The sequence below is a fragment of the Xanthomonas sp. NCPPB 1067 genome (assembly GCF_020783795.1).
In the GTDB taxonomy this organism is placed as follows: Bacteria; Pseudomonadota; Gammaproteobacteria; order Xanthomonadales; family Xanthomonadaceae; genus Xanthomonas; species Xanthomonas melonis.
Genome location: NZ_JAJGQG010000008.1, coordinates 1 through 18,238 on the forward strand (window position 1 = coordinate 1; position 18,238 = coordinate 18,238).

The 18,238-nt window shown below is 58.2% G+C and carries 16 protein-coding genes; 13 read left to right on the plus strand and 3 right to left on the minus strand.

What is annotated here, in order from left to right; all coding sequences use genetic code 11:
- Window positions 1-313: 313 nt before the first annotated feature.
- Window positions 314-751, minus strand: a complete 438-nt coding sequence (locus LL962_RS08335) for a hypothetical protein (protein ID WP_228316558.1) — start codon at window positions 749-751, stop codon at window positions 314-316.
- 163 nt (window positions 752-914) lie between these two features.
- Between LL962_RS08335 and LL962_RS08340 the strand changes: the two genes are divergently transcribed.
- On the plus strand, window positions 915-1,685 hold the full coding sequence (locus LL962_RS08340) for a glutaminyl-peptide cyclotransferase (RefSeq protein WP_228316559.1): 771 nt from the start codon (window positions 915-917) through the stop codon (window positions 1,683-1,685).
- Window positions 1,686-1,771: 86 nt separating this feature from the next.
- Here LL962_RS08340 and LL962_RS08345 read toward each other — a convergent pair whose 3' ends face one another.
- Together LL962_RS08345 and LL962_RS08350 are read right to left on the minus strand one after the other, a co-directional pair.
- Window positions 1,772-2,572 carry an amidohydrolase gene (locus LL962_RS08345; protein ID WP_228316560.1) on the minus strand — a complete coding sequence of 267 codons (801 nt, stop codon included), beginning with the start codon at window positions 2,570-2,572 and terminating at the stop codon, window positions 1,772-1,774.
- 146 nt (window positions 2,573-2,718) lie between these two features.
- Window positions 2,719-3,867 (minus strand): pyridoxal phosphate-dependent aminotransferase, encoded by a 1,149-nt coding sequence (locus LL962_RS08350; RefSeq protein WP_228316561.1) that lies wholly within the window; start codon window positions 3,865-3,867, stop codon window positions 2,719-2,721.
- A 242-nt stretch (window positions 3,868-4,109) separates the two neighbouring features.
- On the opposite strand from LL962_RS08350, the gene ccmA reads away from it, so the two are divergent.
- From ccmA to LL962_RS08410, 12 genes are all read left to right on the plus strand, one after another.
- Entirely contained in the window at window positions 4,110-4,754 is a 645-nt protein-coding gene (gene ccmA, locus LL962_RS08355) for a heme ABC exporter ATP-binding protein CcmA (protein ID WP_104586983.1), read from the plus strand.
- On the plus strand, window positions 4,751-5,446 hold the full coding sequence (gene ccmB / locus LL962_RS08360; RefSeq protein WP_104586982.1) for a heme exporter protein CcmB: 696 nt from the start codon (window positions 4,751-4,753) through the stop codon (window positions 5,444-5,446). Before ccmA ends, ccmB begins: the two co-directional genes overlap by 4 nt.
- Window positions 5,447-5,558: 112 nt before the next feature.
- Window positions 5,559-6,311, plus strand: a complete 753-nt coding sequence (locus LL962_RS08365) for a heme ABC transporter permease (protein ID WP_228316562.1) — start codon at window positions 5,559-5,561, stop codon at window positions 6,309-6,311.
- Window positions 6,308-6,478 carry a heme exporter protein CcmD gene (locus LL962_RS08370; RefSeq protein WP_104540234.1) on the plus strand — a complete coding sequence of 57 codons (171 nt, stop codon included), beginning with the start codon at window positions 6,308-6,310 and terminating at the stop codon, window positions 6,476-6,478. Before LL962_RS08365 ends, LL962_RS08370 begins: the two co-directional genes overlap by 4 nt.
- On the plus strand, window positions 6,475-6,924 hold the full coding sequence (ccmE, locus tag LL962_RS08375; RefSeq protein ID WP_104586980.1) for a cytochrome c maturation protein CcmE: 450 nt from the start codon (window positions 6,475-6,477) through the stop codon (window positions 6,922-6,924). The genes LL962_RS08370 and ccmE overlap by 4 nt, the downstream gene beginning before the upstream one ends.
- 285 nt (window positions 6,925-7,209) lie before the next feature.
- Window positions 7,210-9,147 (plus strand): heme lyase CcmF/NrfE family subunit, encoded by a 1,938-nt coding sequence (locus tag LL962_RS08380; protein ID WP_228316563.1) that lies wholly within the window; start codon window positions 7,210-7,212, stop codon window positions 9,145-9,147.
- The gene (locus LL962_RS08385; protein ID WP_228316564.1) at window positions 9,140-9,742 is read left to right on the plus strand and encodes a DsbE family thiol:disulfide interchange protein; all 603 of its coding nucleotides are present in this window, start codon (window positions 9,140-9,142) and stop codon (window positions 9,740-9,742) included. Before LL962_RS08380 ends, LL962_RS08385 begins: the two co-directional genes overlap by 8 nt.
- Entirely contained in the window at window positions 9,739-10,173 is a 435-nt protein-coding gene (locus tag LL962_RS08390) for a cytochrome c-type biogenesis protein (RefSeq protein ID WP_167395286.1), read from the plus strand. The genes LL962_RS08385 and LL962_RS08390 overlap by 4 nt, the downstream gene beginning before the upstream one ends.
- The gene (locus tag LL962_RS08395; protein ID WP_228316565.1) at window positions 10,173-11,228 is read left to right on the plus strand and encodes a tetratricopeptide repeat protein; all 1,056 of its coding nucleotides are present in this window, start codon (window positions 10,173-10,175) and stop codon (window positions 11,226-11,228) included. Before LL962_RS08390 ends, LL962_RS08395 begins: the two co-directional genes overlap by 1 nt.
- 633 nt (window positions 11,229-11,861) lie before the next feature.
- Window positions 11,862-13,520, plus strand: coding sequence for a hypothetical protein (locus LL962_RS08400; protein WP_228316566.1), 1,659 nt, complete (start codon window positions 11,862-11,864; stop codon window positions 13,518-13,520).
- Window positions 13,513-13,968 (plus strand): hypothetical protein, encoded by a 456-nt coding sequence (locus LL962_RS08405; protein WP_228316567.1) that lies wholly within the window; start codon window positions 13,513-13,515, stop codon window positions 13,966-13,968. The genes LL962_RS08400 and LL962_RS08405 overlap by 8 nt, the downstream gene beginning before the upstream one ends.
- A 169-nt stretch (window positions 13,969-14,137) precedes the next feature.
- Complete coding sequence (locus LL962_RS08410; protein WP_228316568.1) at window positions 14,138-18,142, plus strand: glucoamylase family protein; 4,005 nt, start codon at window positions 14,138-14,140, stop codon at window positions 18,140-18,142.
- The last annotated feature ends 96 nt before the right edge of the window (window positions 18,143-18,238 follow it).

The window sequence follows — 18,238 nt, forward strand, 5'->3', positions numbered from 1 at the left end:
CGCACCGCGCGGCCCGGGCGGCCGGCCTCCGGGCGGTGGCAACCGTCGCCCGCCCGGTGGCGGCAATCGCGGTCGCTAAGTCCTGGCGGCGGAGACCTGCAATAAAAAACGGCCCTGCAAAGGGCCGTTTTCATTTGCGCCTGCCGGCGGCGTGACCGCAGGTTGCGTGCCACCAGCCAGGCCTGCAGCAAGGTTGCCTGCACATTCGGCTCGACGATCGTGGCATCGGGCAATCGGCAGGTGCCGCGTCATCGCAACACGCGCGATCGGAGGCGCGCGCGCTCCTGATGACGCGCGCTCCTGATGAAACGGCTTACTTGCGGCGCTCGATCACGAAGTTGCCGACATTGACGCCCAGGTCCACGCCTTCGCCGGTGCCGGCCAGCGCAAGCGAGATATCGCCCTTGGTGACCACCTGTGCGGTACTCGACTTCACCACGCCCGCGTGCGCTTCGGCAGCGGCGTAGGTGCCGAACAGATCGTCGAGGCTGTACGCACCGGAGAAGGTGCCGCGGCCGCCGGTGATCTTCGACTTGCCGACGGTCAGCCCGCCCCCCTTGCTGGAGATCTTGACCGGAATCACCGCGCCGTTGTCGCACTTGATGGTGCCGGTGCCGCTGGCGGTCTTGTAGAACACCGACCAGCCGGAGAGGTTGAACGAAAGCTGGCAATCGATATTGCCGGCGGCCTGCGCCTGTGGAGCCAGCGTTGCCGCGCCAAGCAGCGCGAGAAGAGACAGTGACTTGAGCATGGATGCGTTGCCGGTGGTGGAAGTGGCGCGAGACTAGCAGCGCCGATGTAGCAGTCGCGACAACGCCCGGGCATGGGCGCCGATGCCGTTCAGCGCAGCATTAGCTGCCGCCACGACGCAGCGGCCGCTGCAAACCGCGCCCATGGCATGGGATCATGGCGGCATGTCACGCCCTGCCCTCCTGCTGTTCGCCGCCCTCCTGGCGCTGCCGCCGTCTGCACGGTGCGCCGATGCGATTCCCACCCAACGCTATACCGTGGTGCGCAGCTATCCGCACGACACCACCGCCTTCACCGAGGGCCTGTTCTTTCGCGACGGCCATCTTTACGAAAGCACCGGGGAGCTGGGCCAGTCCCGGGTGCGCAAGGTCGAGCTGGAGACCGGCCGGGTGCTGCAGCAGGTGGAAACGCCGCTGCCCTACTACGGCGAAGGCATCGTGGCCTGGGAAGACCGGCTGATCCAGCTGACCTGGCGCAACCAGCGCGGCTTCATCTACGACCTGGCCACCTTGCAACCACGCGCGCAGTTCAGCTACCCCGGCGAAGGCTGGGCACTGACCAGCGATGCGCACACCATCTACATGAGCGACGGCAGCGCGCGCATCCGCAAGCTGGATCCGCAGAGCCTGAAGCAGACCGGCAGCATCACCGTCACCGCACGCGGCCGGCCACTGGACAATCTCAACGAGCTGGAATGGGTCAAGGGCCAGCTGCTGGCCAATGTCTGGCTGACCACCCGCATCGCACGCATCGACCCGGCCAGCGGCAAGGTCATCGCCTGGATCGACCTCAAGGCACTGGTGCCGGACCCCGACACACTGACCGACCCCAGCAACGATGTCCTCAACGGCATCGCCTACGACGCCGAACACGACCGCCTGTTCGTCACCGGCAAGCGCTGGCCGAAGATCTATGAGATCGAGGTGGGTGAGTAGCCGGGATTGGGGATTGGGGATTGGTAACAACAGGCACGCTGGCACCTGAGCCGCAGTGGCTTTTACGAATCCCGAATCCCTAATCCCTAATCCCTAATCCCGAACTTATCCGCATCCAGCATTGCGGGGAAGCGGGCGCGGTGTTCGGCCAGCGCGGTTGCGCTGATGGTGGTGGTGACCACCTGCTCGCGCTCGCAGATTTCCACCTGCGGTTGGCCGAGGAAATCGATCACCGCGCTGTCACCGGCGTAGTGCAACTGATTGCCGTCCACGCCGATGCGGTTGACGGCGGCGACGAAGCACAGGTTCTCGATCGCGCGGGCGCGTAGCAGCGTCTTCCAGGCGTAGGCACGTGCCGACGGCCAGTTGGCCACGAACAGCTGCAGGTCGAAATCCAGCTGACCCGGGCGCTCAACATCGAAGCGGTTGCGGCAGAACACCGGGAAGCGCAGGTCGTAGCAGACCTGTGGATTGATCCGCCACCCCTTCCATTCCACGCAAAGACGCTCGCGTCCGGCCGCGTAGCGAAGGTGTTCGTTGCCGAAGCGGAACAGGTGCCGCTTGTCGTAGGACTGCAACGCGCCATCGGGGGTGGCCCACAGCAAGCGATTGAACACCCCCTCGTCGGTGCGCAATTGCACGCTGCCGGTCACCGCCGCGCCCAGACGCGCCGCCTGCGTGCGCACCCAGTCCACCGTCGGCCCGTCCATGCCTTCGGCCTTGTCGATGGCGTCGTTGGAAAACCCGCTGGTGAAGGTCTCCGGCAGGATCACCAGATCGGTCTGCCCGGCCAACGGCTCCAGCAACGCGCCGTAGTAATCGCGATTGCCGGCCGGATCGTGCCAGCGGGTATCGCCTTGGATCAGGGAGATGCGAAGGTCGGTCATTGAAGGCTCGGGATTCGGGATTCGGGAGTGGGGATTCGAACGGCGGGTCTCGGGTAGCTTCCTGTCATCAGGCATTCTGCGAACTCGTCAACAAACGGCCAACCGCCGTTACGAATCCCGAATCCCCACTCCCGAATCCCAGCTCGTCAGAGCTGCTGCAAACGCTCGATCGCCGCATCCAGCGTTGCATCGTTCTTGGCAAAGCACAGCCGCACCAGGCGCTGACCAGCCGGGGCATTCTCGTAGAACGGCGACAACGGAATCGCGGCCACGCCCTTCTCGATCGTCAGCCACTTCACGAATTCGGTATCGGGCAGATCGCTGATCACCGAGTAATCCACCAGTTGGAAATAGCCGCCGGGCACCGGCAGCGGCGTCAGGCGGGTGGTCAGCAACTGCTCGCGGAAACGGTCGCGCTTGGCCTGGTAGAACGCGCCCAGTTGCTCGTCGTGCTCGGGCTCGTCGCGGATCATCGCAGCGAAGGCGTGCTGGGCCGGACCGAAGCTGGTGAAGGTGTTGTACTGGTGCACCTTGCGGAATTCGGCGGTGAGCGCCAGCGGCGCGATGGCGTAGCCGATCTTCCAGCCGGTGCAGTGGTAGGTCTTGCCGAAACTGGAGATCACGAAGGCGCGTTCGCGCAGTTCCGGCCAGCGCAGTACCGACTCGTGACGGCGGCCGTCGAACACGATGTGCTCGTAGACCTCGTCGGACAGCAGGAAGATGTCGGTGCCGCGCAGCAGGTCGGTCAGCGCCTGCAGGTCGTCGGCCGAAAGCATCGCGCCGGAGGGATTGTGCGGCGAGTTGATCATCAGCAGGCGCGTCTTCGGCGTGATCGCCGCGCGCAAGGCCTGCCAATCCACCGCGAACGTCTGCGGATCCAGCGCCACGTGCACCGCGCGCGCGCCGGCCAGGTCGATCGCCGGCTCGTAGCAGTCGTAGGCCGGGTCCAGCACGATGACCTCTTCGCCCGCGCGCACCACGGCGTGGATGGCGTTGAAGATCGCCTCGGTGGCGCCGCTGGTGACGGTGATCTCGCTGTCGGCATCGACCTGGGCGCCATAGCAACGCTGCGCCTTGCCGGCGATGGCCTGGCGCAGTGCCGCCACGCCAGTCATGGGCGGATACTGGTTGTGGCCGGCCGCCATGGCCTTGGTCAATTCGTCGACCAGCCGCTGCGGCACCGCGAAATCGGGAAAGCCCTGGCCCAGGTTGACCGCGCCGTGCTCGGCCGCCAGCTGCGACATGACGGTGAAGATGGTGGTGCCCACCTTGGGCAGCTTGGTCGTGAGGGGCATCGCGCCGGTCCGGTCAGCAATCGGGGGACCGCGAGTGTACGCAAAGCGGCCCGGCCGGTGCGCCAGGCGCCGTGCAAAACAGCGTTCCCGGACACATCACGCCGCGCGCATGCGCCCCCGGCGGCGGCCATCGTCGCTACAATGCGCGCCCTGCCCTTCGCGTGGCATGTCGGTCGCGCGCGCGAGGGCATGCCCCCGCTCGCCCACCCCATGCCGTCCTGCGACGGGAGTCCGCTGCGCCGATGATCGAACCGCTGCACACTGCGCCCCCGCTGCTGGCGGCGCACGCGCTGGCCTTCAGCCGCAACGAGGAGCCGGTGTTCGGCCCGCTGGATTTCCACGTGGATGCCGGCGAAGCCCTGCTGGTGCAAGGCGACAACGGCGCCGGCAAGACCACGCTGCTGCGGGTACTGGCCGGGCTGTTGCAGGTGGAGCGTGGGCAGATCCAGATCGACGGCAAGACCGCGCGGCGCAGCGACCGCAGCCGCTTCATGGCCTACCTGGGCCACCTGCCCGGCCTGAAGGCCGACCTCAGCACGCTGGAAAACCTGCACTTCCTGTGCGGGCTGCATGGCCGCCGCGCCAAGCAGATGCCCGGCAATGCGCTGGCGATCGTGGGCCTGGCCGGTTATGAGGATGCCCTGGTGCGGCAGCTATCGGCCGGGCAGCGCAAGCGGCTGGGCCTGGCGCGGCTGTGGCTCTCGCCGGCGCCGCTATGGCTGCTGGACGAGCCCTACGCGAACCTGGACCTGGACGGCATCACCCTGGTCAACCGGATGATCTCCGCACACCTGCGCGGCGGCGGCGCGGCGCTGGTCACCACCCACGGCGCCTACGCCGCGCCACCGGTGCGCACCCGCATGCTCACCCTGGAGGCCGCGGCATGAGCACGCCGTCGTCACAGCCGTCCCTGTTGCAGGCCGCCCGCGCACTGCTGCGACGCGATCTGCAATTGCTGTGGCGCCGCCGCAGCGACGCGCTGCAGCCGGCACTGTTCGCGCTGCTGATCGTGGTGCTGTTCGCGCTTGGACTGGGCGGGCGCCCCGATCTGCTGGCCCAGGCCGCGCCGGCGGTGCTGTGGCTGTCGGTGCTGCTGGCCGGCCTGTTGTCGCTGGATGCCCTGTTCCGCAGCGACGTGGAAGACGGTTCGATGGAGCAATGGCTGCTGGCGTCGGTGCCGCTGGCCTGGTTGATCGCCGTACGCGTGCTGCTGCACTGGGCCACCAGCGCGCTGCCGTTGATCGCGGTGACACCGTTGCTGGGCGAATTGCTGCACCTGCCGCATGACCAATTGCCGGTGCTGCTGGCATCGTTGGCGCTGGGTACACCGCTTCTGAGCCTGCTCGGTGCCGTGGTCGCAGCGCTGACCGTCACCATGAAACGCTCTGGTATTCTCGTGGCGTTGCTGGCGTTGCCGTTGTACGTGCCGGTGCTGGTGTTCGGCGCCGGCAGCGTGGCGGCCAGCGGGCAAGGACAGGATGCGGTGGGCGCGTTGTTGCTGTTGGGCGCAGGCTTGGTGATCGGCATCGTGCTGGCACCGCTGGCGGCGGCGGCGGCGATCCGGATCTCGCTCAGCTGAGCGAGGTTGCAGATGCCCCATTGATGGGACACCGTAAGTCGCAAAGCGGTGTCGTACCGAAAGCTGTCTCCATGCAAAGAGCCATTGCCATGCCAAGAGCCATCGCCATCGCATGAACTTCGCCGTCCGCTGGTTCCACCAGCTCGCCTCGCCCCCGATCTTCGACCGTTTTACCGCGCGCTGGGCGCCGTGGTGCTACGCGCTGGCCGCACTGCTGCTGGGCGCGGGGATCTGGCAGGCCTTGTTCGCGGTGCCGGCCGATTATCAGCAAGGCGACAGCTTCCGCATCTTGTATATCCACGTGCCCAGCGCGTGGATGAGCCTGTTCGTCTTCGGCCTGATGGCGGTTTACGCAGCCATCGCGCTGATCTGGCGCATCAAGGTCTGCGAGATCCTGGCCATGGCCTGCGCGCCGATCGGCGCGGCGTTCACCGTGATCACCCTGCTCACCGGCAGCATCTGGGGCAAGCCGATGTGGGGCGCCTGGTGGGACTGGGACCCGCGCCTGACCACCGAATTGATCCTGCTGTTCCTGTATCTGGGCGTGATCGGCCTGTACCATGCCATCGACGACCGTCGCCAGGCGGCGCGCGCGGCTGGCTTGCTGGCGATCGTGGGCGTGGTGCTGTTGCCGGTGATCCGTTATTCGGTGGTGTGGTGGAATTCGCTGCACCAGGGCCAGAGCATCCGCCTGTTCGGCCCCTCCACCATCGATGCCAGCATGCTGCTGCCGCTGTGGCTGATGGTGATCGGCACCAAGTTCTGGTTCGCCGGGTCCTTGCTTACCCGTGCGCGTGCGGACAACCTGCGCCGCGAAGCCGGCAAGGCCTGGATCGTACGCGAGCCGCAGGACACTGCCGCATGAGCTATCTGCCGTATGTCATCGCCGCCTACGCCGTATTCGTGCTGGTGTTGCTGTGGGACCTGATCGCCGGCCGTTGGCAGGTGCGTCGCGCATTGAAGACCGCCCAGGCGCGCCGCCTGCGCGAGCGCAAGCGCACCCTGCCCAGCGATGCGGAGCTGAGCCGATGAATCCGCAACGGCGCCGCCGCCTGTGGCTGGTGATTGCATTGGTGCTGGCCGGCGGGCTGGCGACCACGCTGGTGGCGATGGCCCTGCAGCGCAACGTGGCCTACCTGTACACGCCGTCGGAAGTGCTGCGCGGCGATGCCGGCGAGCATGCGCGCTTCCGGCTTGGTGGCATGGTGGAGAAGGGTTCGTTCCAGCGCGCCTCGGGCTCGCTGGAAGCGCGGTTCCGCGTCACCGACGGCGACGCGCAGTTGCCGGTGCGCTACGACCGCATCCTGCCCGACCTGTTCCGCGAGGGCCAGGCGGTGGTGGCCACCGGCCGCATGCAGCAAGGCGTGTTCGTGGCCGAAGACGTGCTGGCCAAGCACGACGAGACCTATATGCCCAAGGAAGTGGCCGACAAGATGGGCAGCGCGCATCGCAAGCATCGGGTGGAGGGGATGCAGTGAGGGGGAGAGATGTCGGGACCCGGGACCCGGGACCCGGGACCCGGGAAAAGCCAAAGGCCGTCGGCGGAGGCTCGATCGCATCCGTCGGCTGTATGGGCAATATTCCGGGCACCGCTGTTGCGGGTCCCGGGTCCCGGGTGCCGGGTCCCGAGACTCACCCAAAGCTCCACGACGCCTTCAGCCGACGCTCGATCGTATGCACCCTCTACACCCGCCGCACCCCGGGTACCGCTGTTGCGGGCCCCGGGTCCCGGGTCCCGGGTCCCGGCTCCACCCGCGCCCCCCATGCTTCCTGAGCTCGGCACCTTCCTGCTGGTGCTGGCCCTGCTGGTCGCGCTGGTGCAGGCCGCCTTGCCGCTGGCCGGTGCGCAGCGCGGGCATGCCAGCTGGATGGCGGTGGCGCGGCCGGCGGCGTTGGTGCAATTGGGTCTGATCGCCGCAGCTTTCGCGTTGCTGACGCATGCGTTCCTGGTGCAGGACTTTTCGGTGCGCTATGTGGCCGAGAACTCCAACAGCCTGTTGCCGGTGATCTACCGCTACTCGGCGGTATGGGGGGCGCACGAGGGCTCGCTGCTGCTGTGGACGCTGGTGCTGGCGCTGTGGACCGGCGCGGTGGCGCTGTGGTCGCGGCAGTTGCCGGCGCAGGTGGTGGCGCGCGTGCTCGGGGTGATGGCCTTGATCAGCGTGGGCTTTCTGGCCTTCCTGCTGTTCACCTCCAATCCCTTCGCGCGCCTGCTGCCGGTACCGCCGGAAGGCGCCGACCTCAATCCCCTGCTGCAGGACCCGGGCCTGATCATCCACCCGCCGATGCTGTATTGCGGTTATGTCGGCTTCGCGGTGCCGTTCGCCTTCGCCATCGCCGCGCTGCTGGAAGGGCGGATGGACGCGCGCTGGCTGCGCTGGACCCGGCCCTGGACCAATGTGGCCTGGGCGATGCTCACCGTGGGCATCGCGCTGGGCAGTTGGTGGGCGTATTACGAACTCGGCTGGGGCGGCTGGTGGTTCTGGGACCCGGTGGAAAACGCCAGCTTCATGCCATGGCTGGTCGGCACCGCCCTGCTGCATTCGCAGGCGGTGACCGAAAAGCGCGGCAGCTTCGCCAGTTGGACGCTGCTGCTGGCGATCGCCGCCTTCGCGTTGTCGCTGCTGGGCACCTTCCTGGTCCGCTCGGGCGTGCTGACCAGCGTGCATTCGTTCGCCGCCGACCCGTCGCGCGGCCTCTTCATCCTGGTGTTCCTGCTGGCGGTGGTGGGCGGCTCGCTGCTGCTGTACGCGCTCCGCGCGCCGCGCCTGGCGCCCGGCGACGACCCGCGCCGCGCGTTCGCCGGCAGCTCGCGCGAAACGCTGCTGCTGCTCAACAACCTCCTGCTGACCTGCGCCTGCGCGATGGTATTGCTGGGCACGCTGTACCCGCTGCTGGCCGACGCGTTGGGCTTGGGCAAGCTGTCGGTGGGCCCGCCGTACTTCGGCACCTTGTTCGTGGTGTTGATGGCGCCGCTGGTGGCATTGCTGCCGTTCGGTCCGCTCACCCGCTGGCAGCGCGAACAGGCCTCGCGGCCGCTGGCGCTGCTGGCGCCGTGGGCCGGCCTGGCGCTGGCTGCAGGCGTGCTGGCCTGGTGCATGGCGCCGCAGGGGCAATGGAAGGCGGCCATCGGCGTGGCCGGTGCAGCCTGGGTGCTGCTTGGCACGCTGCGCTTTTTGTGGACGCGCCGCGCGGCCAAGGGCCGGCGATTCACCGCCGAGATGCTGGGCATGGCGCTGGCGCATCTGGGGGTGGCGGTATTTCTGGCCGGCGCGCTGCTGGTCGAGTCGCTGAGCCTGCAACGCGAAGTCGCCCTGGCCCCTGGCCAGCAGGTGCAGATCGGGCGCTATGCCCTGCACTTCGACAACCTGGAAGCACTGCGCGGGCCGAACTACCTGTCTGACCGCGCCAACCTGCAGGTGTTCAAGGACGATCTGCCGGTTGGCATGCTGCATGCCGAAAAACGCCGCTACGCCAGCGGCGGGCAGACCCTGACCGAGGCGGCGATCCGTCCCGGTCCGTTCGGCGACCTGTACGTCGCCCTTGGCGAACCGCTGGGCAACCAGGCCTGGGCGGTGCGCGTCCACCTCAAACCGTTCGTGCGCTGGATCTGGCTGGGGGCGCTGCTGATGGCGCTGGGCGGCCTGGTCACCGCGGCCGACCGGCGTTTTCGTCGTTCTGCGGAGATCCAAGATGGTTGAGTCACGTTCGCCCCGCCTGCCCACCGCGGTCCTCGTGGGTGCCATCGTGCTGCTGCTCGCGCTGGCGGCACTGCTGGTCTATGCGGTGGTGCGCTCCGGACAGGGCGATCGCGATGCCCTGCCCTCGGCGCTGATCGGCAAGCCGGCGCCGGAATTTGCGCTGTCCTTGCTGCACGACCCCAGCATCGTGGTGCATGCCCGCGAGCTGCGTGGTGCGCCGTACATCATCAATGTCTGGGGCAGCTGGTGCCCGGCCTGCCGCGAGGAACATCCGGTGCTGAGCAAGTTTGCGCTGACCAAGCGGGTGCGGGTGATCGGCTACAACTGGAAGGACGAGCGCAGCGATGCCTTGCGCTGGCTGGAACAACTGGGCAACCCGTATCTGCTGGTGGTGGCCGACACCGACGGCCGCACCGCCATCGACTTCGGCATTGCGGCGGCGCCGGAAACCTTCCTGGTCGACGGGCGCGGCGTGGTGCGCTGGAAGTACAGCGGCATGCTCACCCAGGCCATCATCGATACCCAGCTGATTCCGGCGCTGAGCGCGATCGAACGTTCGCCCGCTGCCGCACCGGACCTGCACGCCAAACCATGAGCCGCGCCTGGCTGCTGACGTTGCTGCTGTTGCCCTGGCTGGCGCTGTCCCAGCCGGTCGGCGACCATGCGCCATTGCAGTACCGCTCCGCCGCCGAAGAAGCCCGCTTCCACGCCCTGACCGCCGAGCTACGCTGCGTGCAATGCCAGAACCAGTCGCTGGCCGATTCCAATGCGCAGATCGCGCAGGATCTGCGCCGCGAGGTGCTGGCCCTGATGCAGCAGGGGCGCAGCGATGCGCAGATCCGCCAGTTCCTGGTCGCGCGCTATGGGCAATTCGTGCTGTACCGGCCGCAGGTGGAATCGCGGACCTGGTTGCTGTGGTTTGGCCCGTTGCTGGTCCTGCTGCTGGGCGGCACGGCGGTCGTGATGCTGGTACGCCGCCGCAGCGCCGCCGCACCCACGCTGCCGCCCGACGAGCAGGAGTGGTGATGGTCGGTTTCGTGATTGCGGTGGTGGTCGTTGCACTGCTGGCCTTTGGCGTGGCGTTGTGGCCGCTGTGGCGGCAGACGCGCGGGCTGGCGGCCAGCATGGCGGCGCTGTTGCTGGCAGCCAGTGTAGCGCTGTACTGGTTGGTGGGCACACCGGGCGCGATCGAGCTGGCCGCCAACCGCCCGGACACGCCACGCACGCTGGACGAGGCCATCGTGCAGCTGCGTGCCGCCCTGGCGCGCAATCCCGACCAGGCCGAAGGCTGGGTGCTGCTGGGGCGCTCGTTGTCCAGCCAGCAGAAGTTTGCCGAGGCACGCGATGCCTTTGCGCGTGCGGTGGCGCTGCGGCCGGACGAACCCGACGTGCTGGTGGCTGCTGCGCAGGCGCGCATGCTCGCCGACGATAGCGGGCGCCCGGATCCGCAGGCGATGCGCCTGCTCGAACATGCGCTCACCGTACAGCCGGACCACCAGCGCGCACGCTGGTTCCTGGGCGTGGTGCAGCGTCAGGCAGGTGAGCCGGCCAAGGCCAGCCAGACCTGGGAACCGCTGCTGCGCGTGGTCGATGCCGACACCCGCCCCGGCCTGCTCGAACAGATCAACGCTGCGCGAAAGGAGGTCGGATTGGCGCCTATCCAGACGCCGGCTGCGCCTGCCGCCGATGCAGCCAACAGCAAACGTATCCAGGTGCGCGTGACGCTGGATGCCGAATTCGCCAAACGCGCCGCACTGCCCGGCGACACCAGCGTGTTCGTGATCGCCCGCGCCGCCGACACGCCGATGCCGGTGGCGGTGGAAAAACACGCCCTCAGCGAACTGCCGCTGACCATCACCCTGGACGACGGCGACAGCCCGATGCCCACGCGCACGCTGTCGTCGCTGGACAAGGTGCAGGTGGTAGCGCGGCTGTCGCGCAGCGGCAATGCGATGCGCCAGACCGATGATGTCGAGAGCGTGCCGGTGATGGTGGAACTGCCAGGCAAGAACGAGTTGGAATTGATCATCGGCCGCCAACTGCCGGACTGTACTGATAAAGCGTTATGTAAGCATAGTTGACCAAGCTTGCTTGGGTCCGCGCTGATTCTTGGAGCCGCAACTAGGCTCATCTCGCACAGCCCGAATCCCCCGCGATCGGATGCTAACGCGACGAGATCGCTTAAGACGTACATTGCTTACCCCTTGGCAATTTATGAGGCGACTCACATGTCATTGAGATGTCTAGGAAACCCTACGTTATCAGGATGACCAGCGATCGGAGACAGCAGGCGGCATGATGCCCTGAGTTCCGAAATGAGACCGTTACGCAAATGAACACCGCGGTGTGCAGAACGGTGGAGCTGTCCTTGTATAGTTCAATCTCAATACCGGTGTTGGCTTTTTCCGGCAGCAAAGCTACTTCATCAGCGGCCTGGGACACTTGGATGTCCAATGAGATCAGCGTCGCTGCGGACTTTTCTCTCGAGTCAGGCAATAAGCGTACCTCAAGATTTGGATTCTCAATGAGCCGAGAACTGTAACCATTTAAACCTATGATTTTTCCGATCTCCATCCTACTTCAGATGAGGCTCTCCTTTAAGCAGGAGGAGCCGCCCTTCTCATTGCGATCAAATAGTTGACAAGGTCCGCTGAACTCCATCGAGTCATGCTCAAAAAACCTATAAATCTATTAGCGCCGACAAGGAATTTAAAATGCGTTATTCCGTTGATAAAATTCCTCACGAATTGAAGGTTCCATTCAATATGAGGAAATGCCCTTCAGCAAAAATAATATTATCTCACCCATCACCAGATGGCGTGAGTGATGATGAACTCCTGAAAAACTACGCTTACGCCATAAACGGCCAAGGGAAAGAAAAAAAATTCTACGCTGAAAGATATGGGGGCCATGGAATATTCAACAATGGCGGCGGTGCACGATGCGCCCTGACAGACAGTTTTCAAATAAAAGGAATTGGTGTAAACCCACTTGGAGGACGTAGTACACCTTCGTCGTATTCCACAGGCTCAATGGGCCTCATCGAAGCGGTTCGCGAATTCATATGGTCTAAAGTTTTGCAACTTGCGCTGCCCCACGGTTCGCCGGATGTTGTTGCAGTCATGAGTCTTGATAAGACAAATCAGAAGTCTAGTCATACTGATCAGCGTTACGCAACAATAAGGGAATCGACAACTAGAATTGCATATCTAGAAAGAGCGTTCCATTTCAAGCCTCGTGACGGGTACGTTATAGACCACGACTCGTTACGTGTTAAAGCAGCTATTGAGACGTTTGCGTCTGGCCACCTAGACATACGAATTGATACGAAATCTAATATTTTTCCTAAGAACTTCTTAGATTCACTTATCAATCTCGCCGTGAAACAGGCAGAACAGTATGCCGCCGCCAAAGTAAGACGCATCATGCACGGAGCTTTAACCGGTTCTAATTCTTGTATCGATGGGGGCTGGATGGACTTTGGATCTATTGATCACCTCCCGAGCTTTGCTACAACGTCGAACTTTGTATTTGGTTTCTGGGGGGAGAATCGTTATCTTTTTGAATCCATAAAAAATATCTGCCACAGCGCCGAGTTGCATAGTTCAGGAAAATTCAATGCCAATGGAGGTTATAACTATTTCACAAGCTATTTTGATAAGACCTACGAAGAAAACTTGATGAAGAATTTCTGCTACCTACTAGGATTCGACGAAGCATTTGTCACAAGCTCCTCTGGGGCGATAATTCACCATCTTGTAAATATTTCGCGCCACATTGCAAAAGCAGTTTTTAACCAAACAAACCCCAACGCCGACTGTTTTTTTGAGCATCCCAGCAAATCCGTTCTAGACCTTGCAATTCTTTGTTCAGAAGCTATCGGCTGTGACAACGCCAACTTCTCTGTTACAAAATTCAAGACACTAAACAACTCTCTAATTTCTGATCTACGCGCCCTTTCCAATGCATATGTAGCTCATGCCATAGATTCTGGCATACCAAAGAACAACGCATTTCGTGCACTGGTCACGACCAGCGTCAGACGTACAGCCTTTTTTAAGAAGCTCAATTCTACTGAGATGAACAAATGCATCAAAAGCCATTCACTAAGCAACGATGACTTGAATAGATATTCTCAAATGATGCTTTCTGAGGCTGCAGTAGCGTTCAGCCCTAGAGCTGCTTGGCCAACACAAGTTGGCAGTATCGATGGCATCACTCATCACTACTGCCCATCCACCGGAATAGTGGTGTCAGATGCTAATGAGCACATTTCAATCGACGAATGGTGTTTCTTAGTCAAAAAAGCCCCAGAGATGACTAAATCCATTACAGAGATTACGGAGAAAGCCTTGGGACGCGAAGATGTCTAGTAAATTTCGAATTAAATATCCTATCGCAAGATCAACTCATGCAAGGAGCTTAGGATGGGCTACAGCCATCCTGGCATCGAGCAATTCATGTGACCGGCCATTCAAATATGCGAGAGAAGTTTTAGCGCCAGCTATTCGGCACGAGCAGATTGGATTTGTATCTGATGAATACAATCAGGACATCGCCTTTTTTATCTGGGCGACGCTGCACAGTTATACAATTCAGGAAATTGAGAAAAAAAAATCGTATCCATTGTACGAGAGTGATTGGAGTGAACTGGGGCCAGTATCGCTTATTGATCTTGTTTCTACAAAGAAGCTGAGCCGCACTCAAATTGAGCTTATATACTCAGAGACCATAAAGAAAAGTAAAACAATTACAGAACACCTCCTCAGACTTAAAAATAATTTTAGTTTTAAAAAAGTTAAAGTGGGAGTTCTACAGTAATTTCGAGTCACCAATCCCTCTCATCAATGGTGACACAAAAAGCGCAACCATTTGAATGCTGCTAGATTGCCAAAACTCAAAAACGAATCTTCTCCGTTACGATACGCAACATCGAGTGAAATAGATTTCAGCATGCAACTCGGCCTAGTTAGGCGAAAATGGACTTAAAATGCAAGTATATAGTTTAAAAATTGACTTAAAAGAAACCACCGCCCTCTACAGTGAGGCACTACAGAAAATCACCGAGAATCCTGATCATCGCTACTCGACTGAAATCTTGGGTGGTGCTCACATTGTTCGCACGCGAATTTCATCGCTCGAAGATCATGTAAGAAGCAGCAAGCCTGCTTTGCTTAGTAAATCGATAAGTCCCCGGTTCTCTTCACGAACTCATGAATTCGTCAATGAATTTGTTTCCGACATAATTGACAGCAAAGAATTTCTATCGCGACTTATTGAAGCCTTGAGGGAACAAAGCAATGTAGGACTCATGACCACGAACGACCTATGGGCCGTTCCGAACTTCCTTAGTATTTTATTGATTCGTAAAATTTCACTAGTGGTCCTAGAAGAAAAATACGATTGCGGGGAAACAAACGCATCCATAAGCGCTAGCCATTCTATTTTGGCAGAAATCCAAAACGTTTTGTGGCTTGAAATAATGCCAAAGATATCGTGCTTGGACCTCATCCTAAAAGATGATCCAAGCGGCATTTTTATCAGCATGGATTCTGAAACTAAGGACTACTATCGGCAATCAATTGCAAGAATCGCCAAGTTAGGATTGCTCTCTGAAAAAGAAGTCGCTTCTCAAGCATTAGCCCTTGCACTAAAGAACGCTACTGATCCACAGCATGAATTATCCCACGTGGGCTATTACTTGGTGGGCCGCGGAGCAAAGCTGATATGCAGCCCACGGGGAGGCATTAACTTGCTCCTATCAACTCACAGATATAGCATTGGCATTAGGACCGCCTTCATCGTTTTAGTCGTCCTCCTCTTTGGCACTACAGTCTTCACCACACAATTTATCACTAAAATTTTTGATGCAGATACTTCTATTTTCATCGGGATAGCACTGTGGCCAGCAGTGGGCCTACTAAAATTTACAGCCTTAATTGCATCCTTAAAGTATGTTCTAAATATAACGTTTAACACCAAAAGAATACCTCGCCTTGACTATCGGCAAGCAATTCCTGTTGAGGCAAAGACGTTAGTTGTTATCCCTTGTCTCTTGACCAATAGAGAAACTATTTTAAGATTGAAGGAAAGACTGCTTATGCAGTTTCTTCGAAACCGCGCGGAGAACATCGGCTTTGCACTCTTAACCGATTGGTCAGACAGCGGCTCAAAACACCGGCGTGAAGATTTAGAACTACTTGCGTTCGCGATCGACTCGGTTCAAGACTTAAATAGGCACCATGCTTCAGGCAACTCCAGTTTCTTTCTTTTCCACAGGCCGAGACAATGGTGCGCGAGGGAGAAAGTCTGGATGGGGCGTTCCAGAAAGCATGGCAAATTGATTGATTTGAATAAATACCTAGCAGCCAAAGATAGTTCACCATTTCAAGAAATTGTAGGCGACTTAGAATTTATAAGAAATGTATCTTATGTAATAACAATAGATGACGACACCGATCTTTCGTATGGTGCCGCCGTACGCTTGATTTCCGCACTCAATCATCCGCTTAATAAACCTCGCCTATCGAGCGACAGAAAAAAAATATCTCATGGATACGGATTATTACAACCATCGGTCAGCGCCCTTGGGTTCCATGGGAATGAATCGCGTTACCAAGAAATAATTACACATGGCATAGGAATCAAGGTTTACCAATCATCATCATCCGACTTCTACACAGATGTCCTAGACACAGGCAGCTTTATTGGAAAAGGAATCTATGATATTAAGTGTGCACATGCTCTGTTAGAGCTTAATATTGATTCAGACATCGTACTTAGCCATGATATAATCGAGGGAGGGCTACTGAACTCAGCCAACATATCTGATACAGAGCTATTTGAACCAGCGCCTCGTAGTTATGGCTCTGAAATGAAACGTCAAGATCGATGGATAAGAGGGGATGTACAAAATTTTTTCTGGCTCATAACCAATCCCCGCAAAATTTTTCAAATAGGATTTATCACAAGCTGGCGAGTCTTTGAATCACTATTGAACCACTTGATTGAGCCGGCCCTGCTATCAGTTGCGCTAGCTTCATGTGGGATTGAAGGCCTTTCCTGGCTAGCCTTAGGCGTCATAGGCTATACATTTCTGCCTCCAATTTTACGCTCCCTACGAAAAATACAAAGTCAAAGAGCAAGCTTATTTAATAATTCCTTTAGAATTACTCTTGATTCGGTCAAGAAAGATTTCCAAATGGCATTTTTGAAGTTTTCAACCCTTCCACATCGAGCACTCGTTACCTTAATTGCACTAACAAGATCATTCTATCGCTACTTCATTAGCGGCAACTACCTCCTAGAATGGACAACCTTTGAACAATCTGAAAATTTAGACTTATCCAACAAAATCAACGAAGTTTTTCTATCAGGAATTGTGTTTTCTTCTTTTTGCATCTTAACTAGCTTTAAATTGGCAGATTCTAATGTTCTTGCCGCCGCTTTGTTTTCAACAGCATGGCTAGCTTCCGCTTATTATGTGCATTTTCTAAACTCGTGCCCTGCGCCGGAACCAGATAGATGCAAAGATGATTTTCTTCATCTTGCTTGGCGAACATGGAATTACTTTGATCAAGCTTTCAAAGTGGCTACATCGAAGATCGTTCCCGATAACCTGGATTATCTACAGATCGACAGACGCTCTTCACCGACAAACATCGGCATGTCGCTTGTCGCTATAGTCTCTGCTAATAAGCTAAGCTTAATCAGCAGGTCCACCAGCCTAACACTGTTGGGCGAAATTTTGGAATCAATCACAGCGCTCCCGAAGTATCAGGGCCACCTGTACAATTGGTATGACATTGATACTCTTTCAGTCATAGGGCACGGATCGATATCTAGTGCTGATAGCGCCAACTTCATAGCGTCAGTCACCGTGATAAAGGAATGGCTTAAAGATTCGAGGGATGAAAATGAATTAAAAGCCATTGCTGAAACATATCTCAAGCTATCCTATCTGCTGCAACCATCTGACATTGACCATATAATGTCAAATGCCGCAAATTCTTTGCGTCTGCTTTTTGAGAAAATTGTTATGTCGGGGATAGCTGATGTATCAGGGATACAAGACCTGATTGACTCAAGTTCTACATTAAGCAATAAGTCAGAGATAATTTCGGCAATGCTTCATGGTGTTAAAGAGTGCTTAAAAACGGAAATATTTTCTCAAAATAAATTTAACATTGATCGATTGTTGCAAATCTGTCGGCAATTAACATCACCATCCTTCTCCTTTTTTCTAAACACTCAAGCTGGACTATTGCACATAGAGCGCTATGCTAGCGGTCACAACGAAAGCCCAGCTCTTTATGACATGCTAGCTTCGGAAGCACGACTATCGACGTTCATTGGGATAGCAAAGTCAGATCTCTATCTTGACAGTTGGACTCGTCTATCACGATCTAAGATGTCAACAACTCAAGGCCCCTGCTTAATTTCTTGGAACGGCTCACTTTTTGAGCATTTGTTCGCTGAACTTTTTGCGATGTCACCTCGCGGAACCTTACTCGACCTCTCAAATCGTAATGTAGTCAAAAAAAGCATAGAAGCTGCGAATGGTCTTCCATGGGGAAAATCTGAGTGTGCATGTTTTGACGCTTTATATGGTGGAATATACGGGCCAGTAGGCGAACCAGAGTTGTCTATCAGCCGTGAAAAGCGAAGTAAAAAAATCATTGCCCCCTATGCATCGATGCTTGCAATAAACCTAGAAACGCCAAGTGTCATAATGAACTTCCATCATCTATGCCAGCTTGGTGCGCTTGGAAATAACGGACTATTTGAATCAATCTCGCTCGACAATGGCATTGATTTAAATTGCGACATTATGCGCCGACATTACTCTCATCACCAGGGAATGATCTTGGCAAGCATTGCGAACAGCAGCTCGGGAGCCATTACAAATTTATTTTTTAAAGATCATGAAATGCGGGCTGCAAGCTTTCTTCTTCGCGAGCCTTGGCCCGATAATTTCATCTTGATTAATAGATGAGGCCTCTACGCTAATGTTTTTCAAGATCTTTCCACCAGTGCCTTCGAATGAAGATACTTCCTCCCAGCTTCACGGACAATAGTACCAGGCCGTATA

Bases quoted from the DNA above. Each gene is read 5' to 3' on its own strand.
- LL962_RS08365 (WP_228316562.1), top strand. From the start codon at position 5,559: ATGAACTTCGCCGTCCGCTGGTTCCACCAGCTCGCCTCGCCCCCGATC.
- LL962_RS08400 (WP_228316566.1), top strand. From the start codon at position 11,862: ATGCGTTATTCCGTTGATAAAATTCCTCACGAATTGAAGGTTCCATTC.
- LL962_RS08385 (WP_228316564.1), top strand. From the start codon at position 9,140: ATGGTTGAGTCACGTTCGCCCCGCCTGCCCACCGCGGTCCTCGTGGGT.
- LL962_RS08335 (WP_228316558.1), bottom strand. From the start codon at position 751: ATGCTCAAGTCACTGTCTCTTCTCGCGCTGCTTGGCGCGGCAACGCTG.
- LL962_RS08390 (WP_167395286.1), top strand. From the start codon at position 9,739: ATGAGCCGCGCCTGGCTGCTGACGTTGCTGCTGTTGCCCTGGCTGGCG.
- LL962_RS08370 (WP_104540234.1), top strand. From the start codon at position 6,308: ATGAGCTATCTGCCGTATGTCATCGCCGCCTACGCCGTATTCGTGCTG.
- LL962_RS08340 (WP_228316559.1), top strand. From the start codon at position 915: ATGTCACGCCCTGCCCTCCTGCTGTTCGCCGCCCTCCTGGCGCTGCCG.
- LL962_RS08395 (WP_228316565.1), top strand. From the start codon at position 10,173: ATGGTCGGTTTCGTGATTGCGGTGGTGGTCGTTGCACTGCTGGCCTTT.
- LL962_RS08350 (WP_228316561.1), bottom strand. From the start codon at position 3,867: ATGCCCCTCACGACCAAGCTGCCCAAGGTGGGCACCACCATCTTCACC.
- ccmB (WP_104586982.1), top strand. From the start codon at position 4,751: ATGAGCACGCCGTCGTCACAGCCGTCCCTGTTGCAGGCCGCCCGCGCA.
- LL962_RS08410 (WP_228316568.1), top strand. From the start codon at position 14,138: ATGCAAGTATATAGTTTAAAAATTGACTTAAAAGAAACCACCGCCCTC.
- ccmA (WP_104586983.1), top strand. From the start codon at position 4,110: ATGATCGAACCGCTGCACACTGCGCCCCCGCTGCTGGCGGCGCACGCG.
- ccmE (WP_104586980.1), top strand. From the start codon at position 6,475: ATGAATCCGCAACGGCGCCGCCGCCTGTGGCTGGTGATTGCATTGGTG.
- LL962_RS08380 (WP_228316563.1), top strand. From the start codon at position 7,210: ATGCTTCCTGAGCTCGGCACCTTCCTGCTGGTGCTGGCCCTGCTGGTC.
- LL962_RS08405 (WP_228316567.1), top strand. From the start codon at position 13,513: ATGTCTAGTAAATTTCGAATTAAATATCCTATCGCAAGATCAACTCAT.
- LL962_RS08345 (WP_228316560.1), bottom strand. From the start codon at position 2,572: ATGACCGACCTTCGCATCTCCCTGATCCAAGGCGATACCCGCTGGCAC.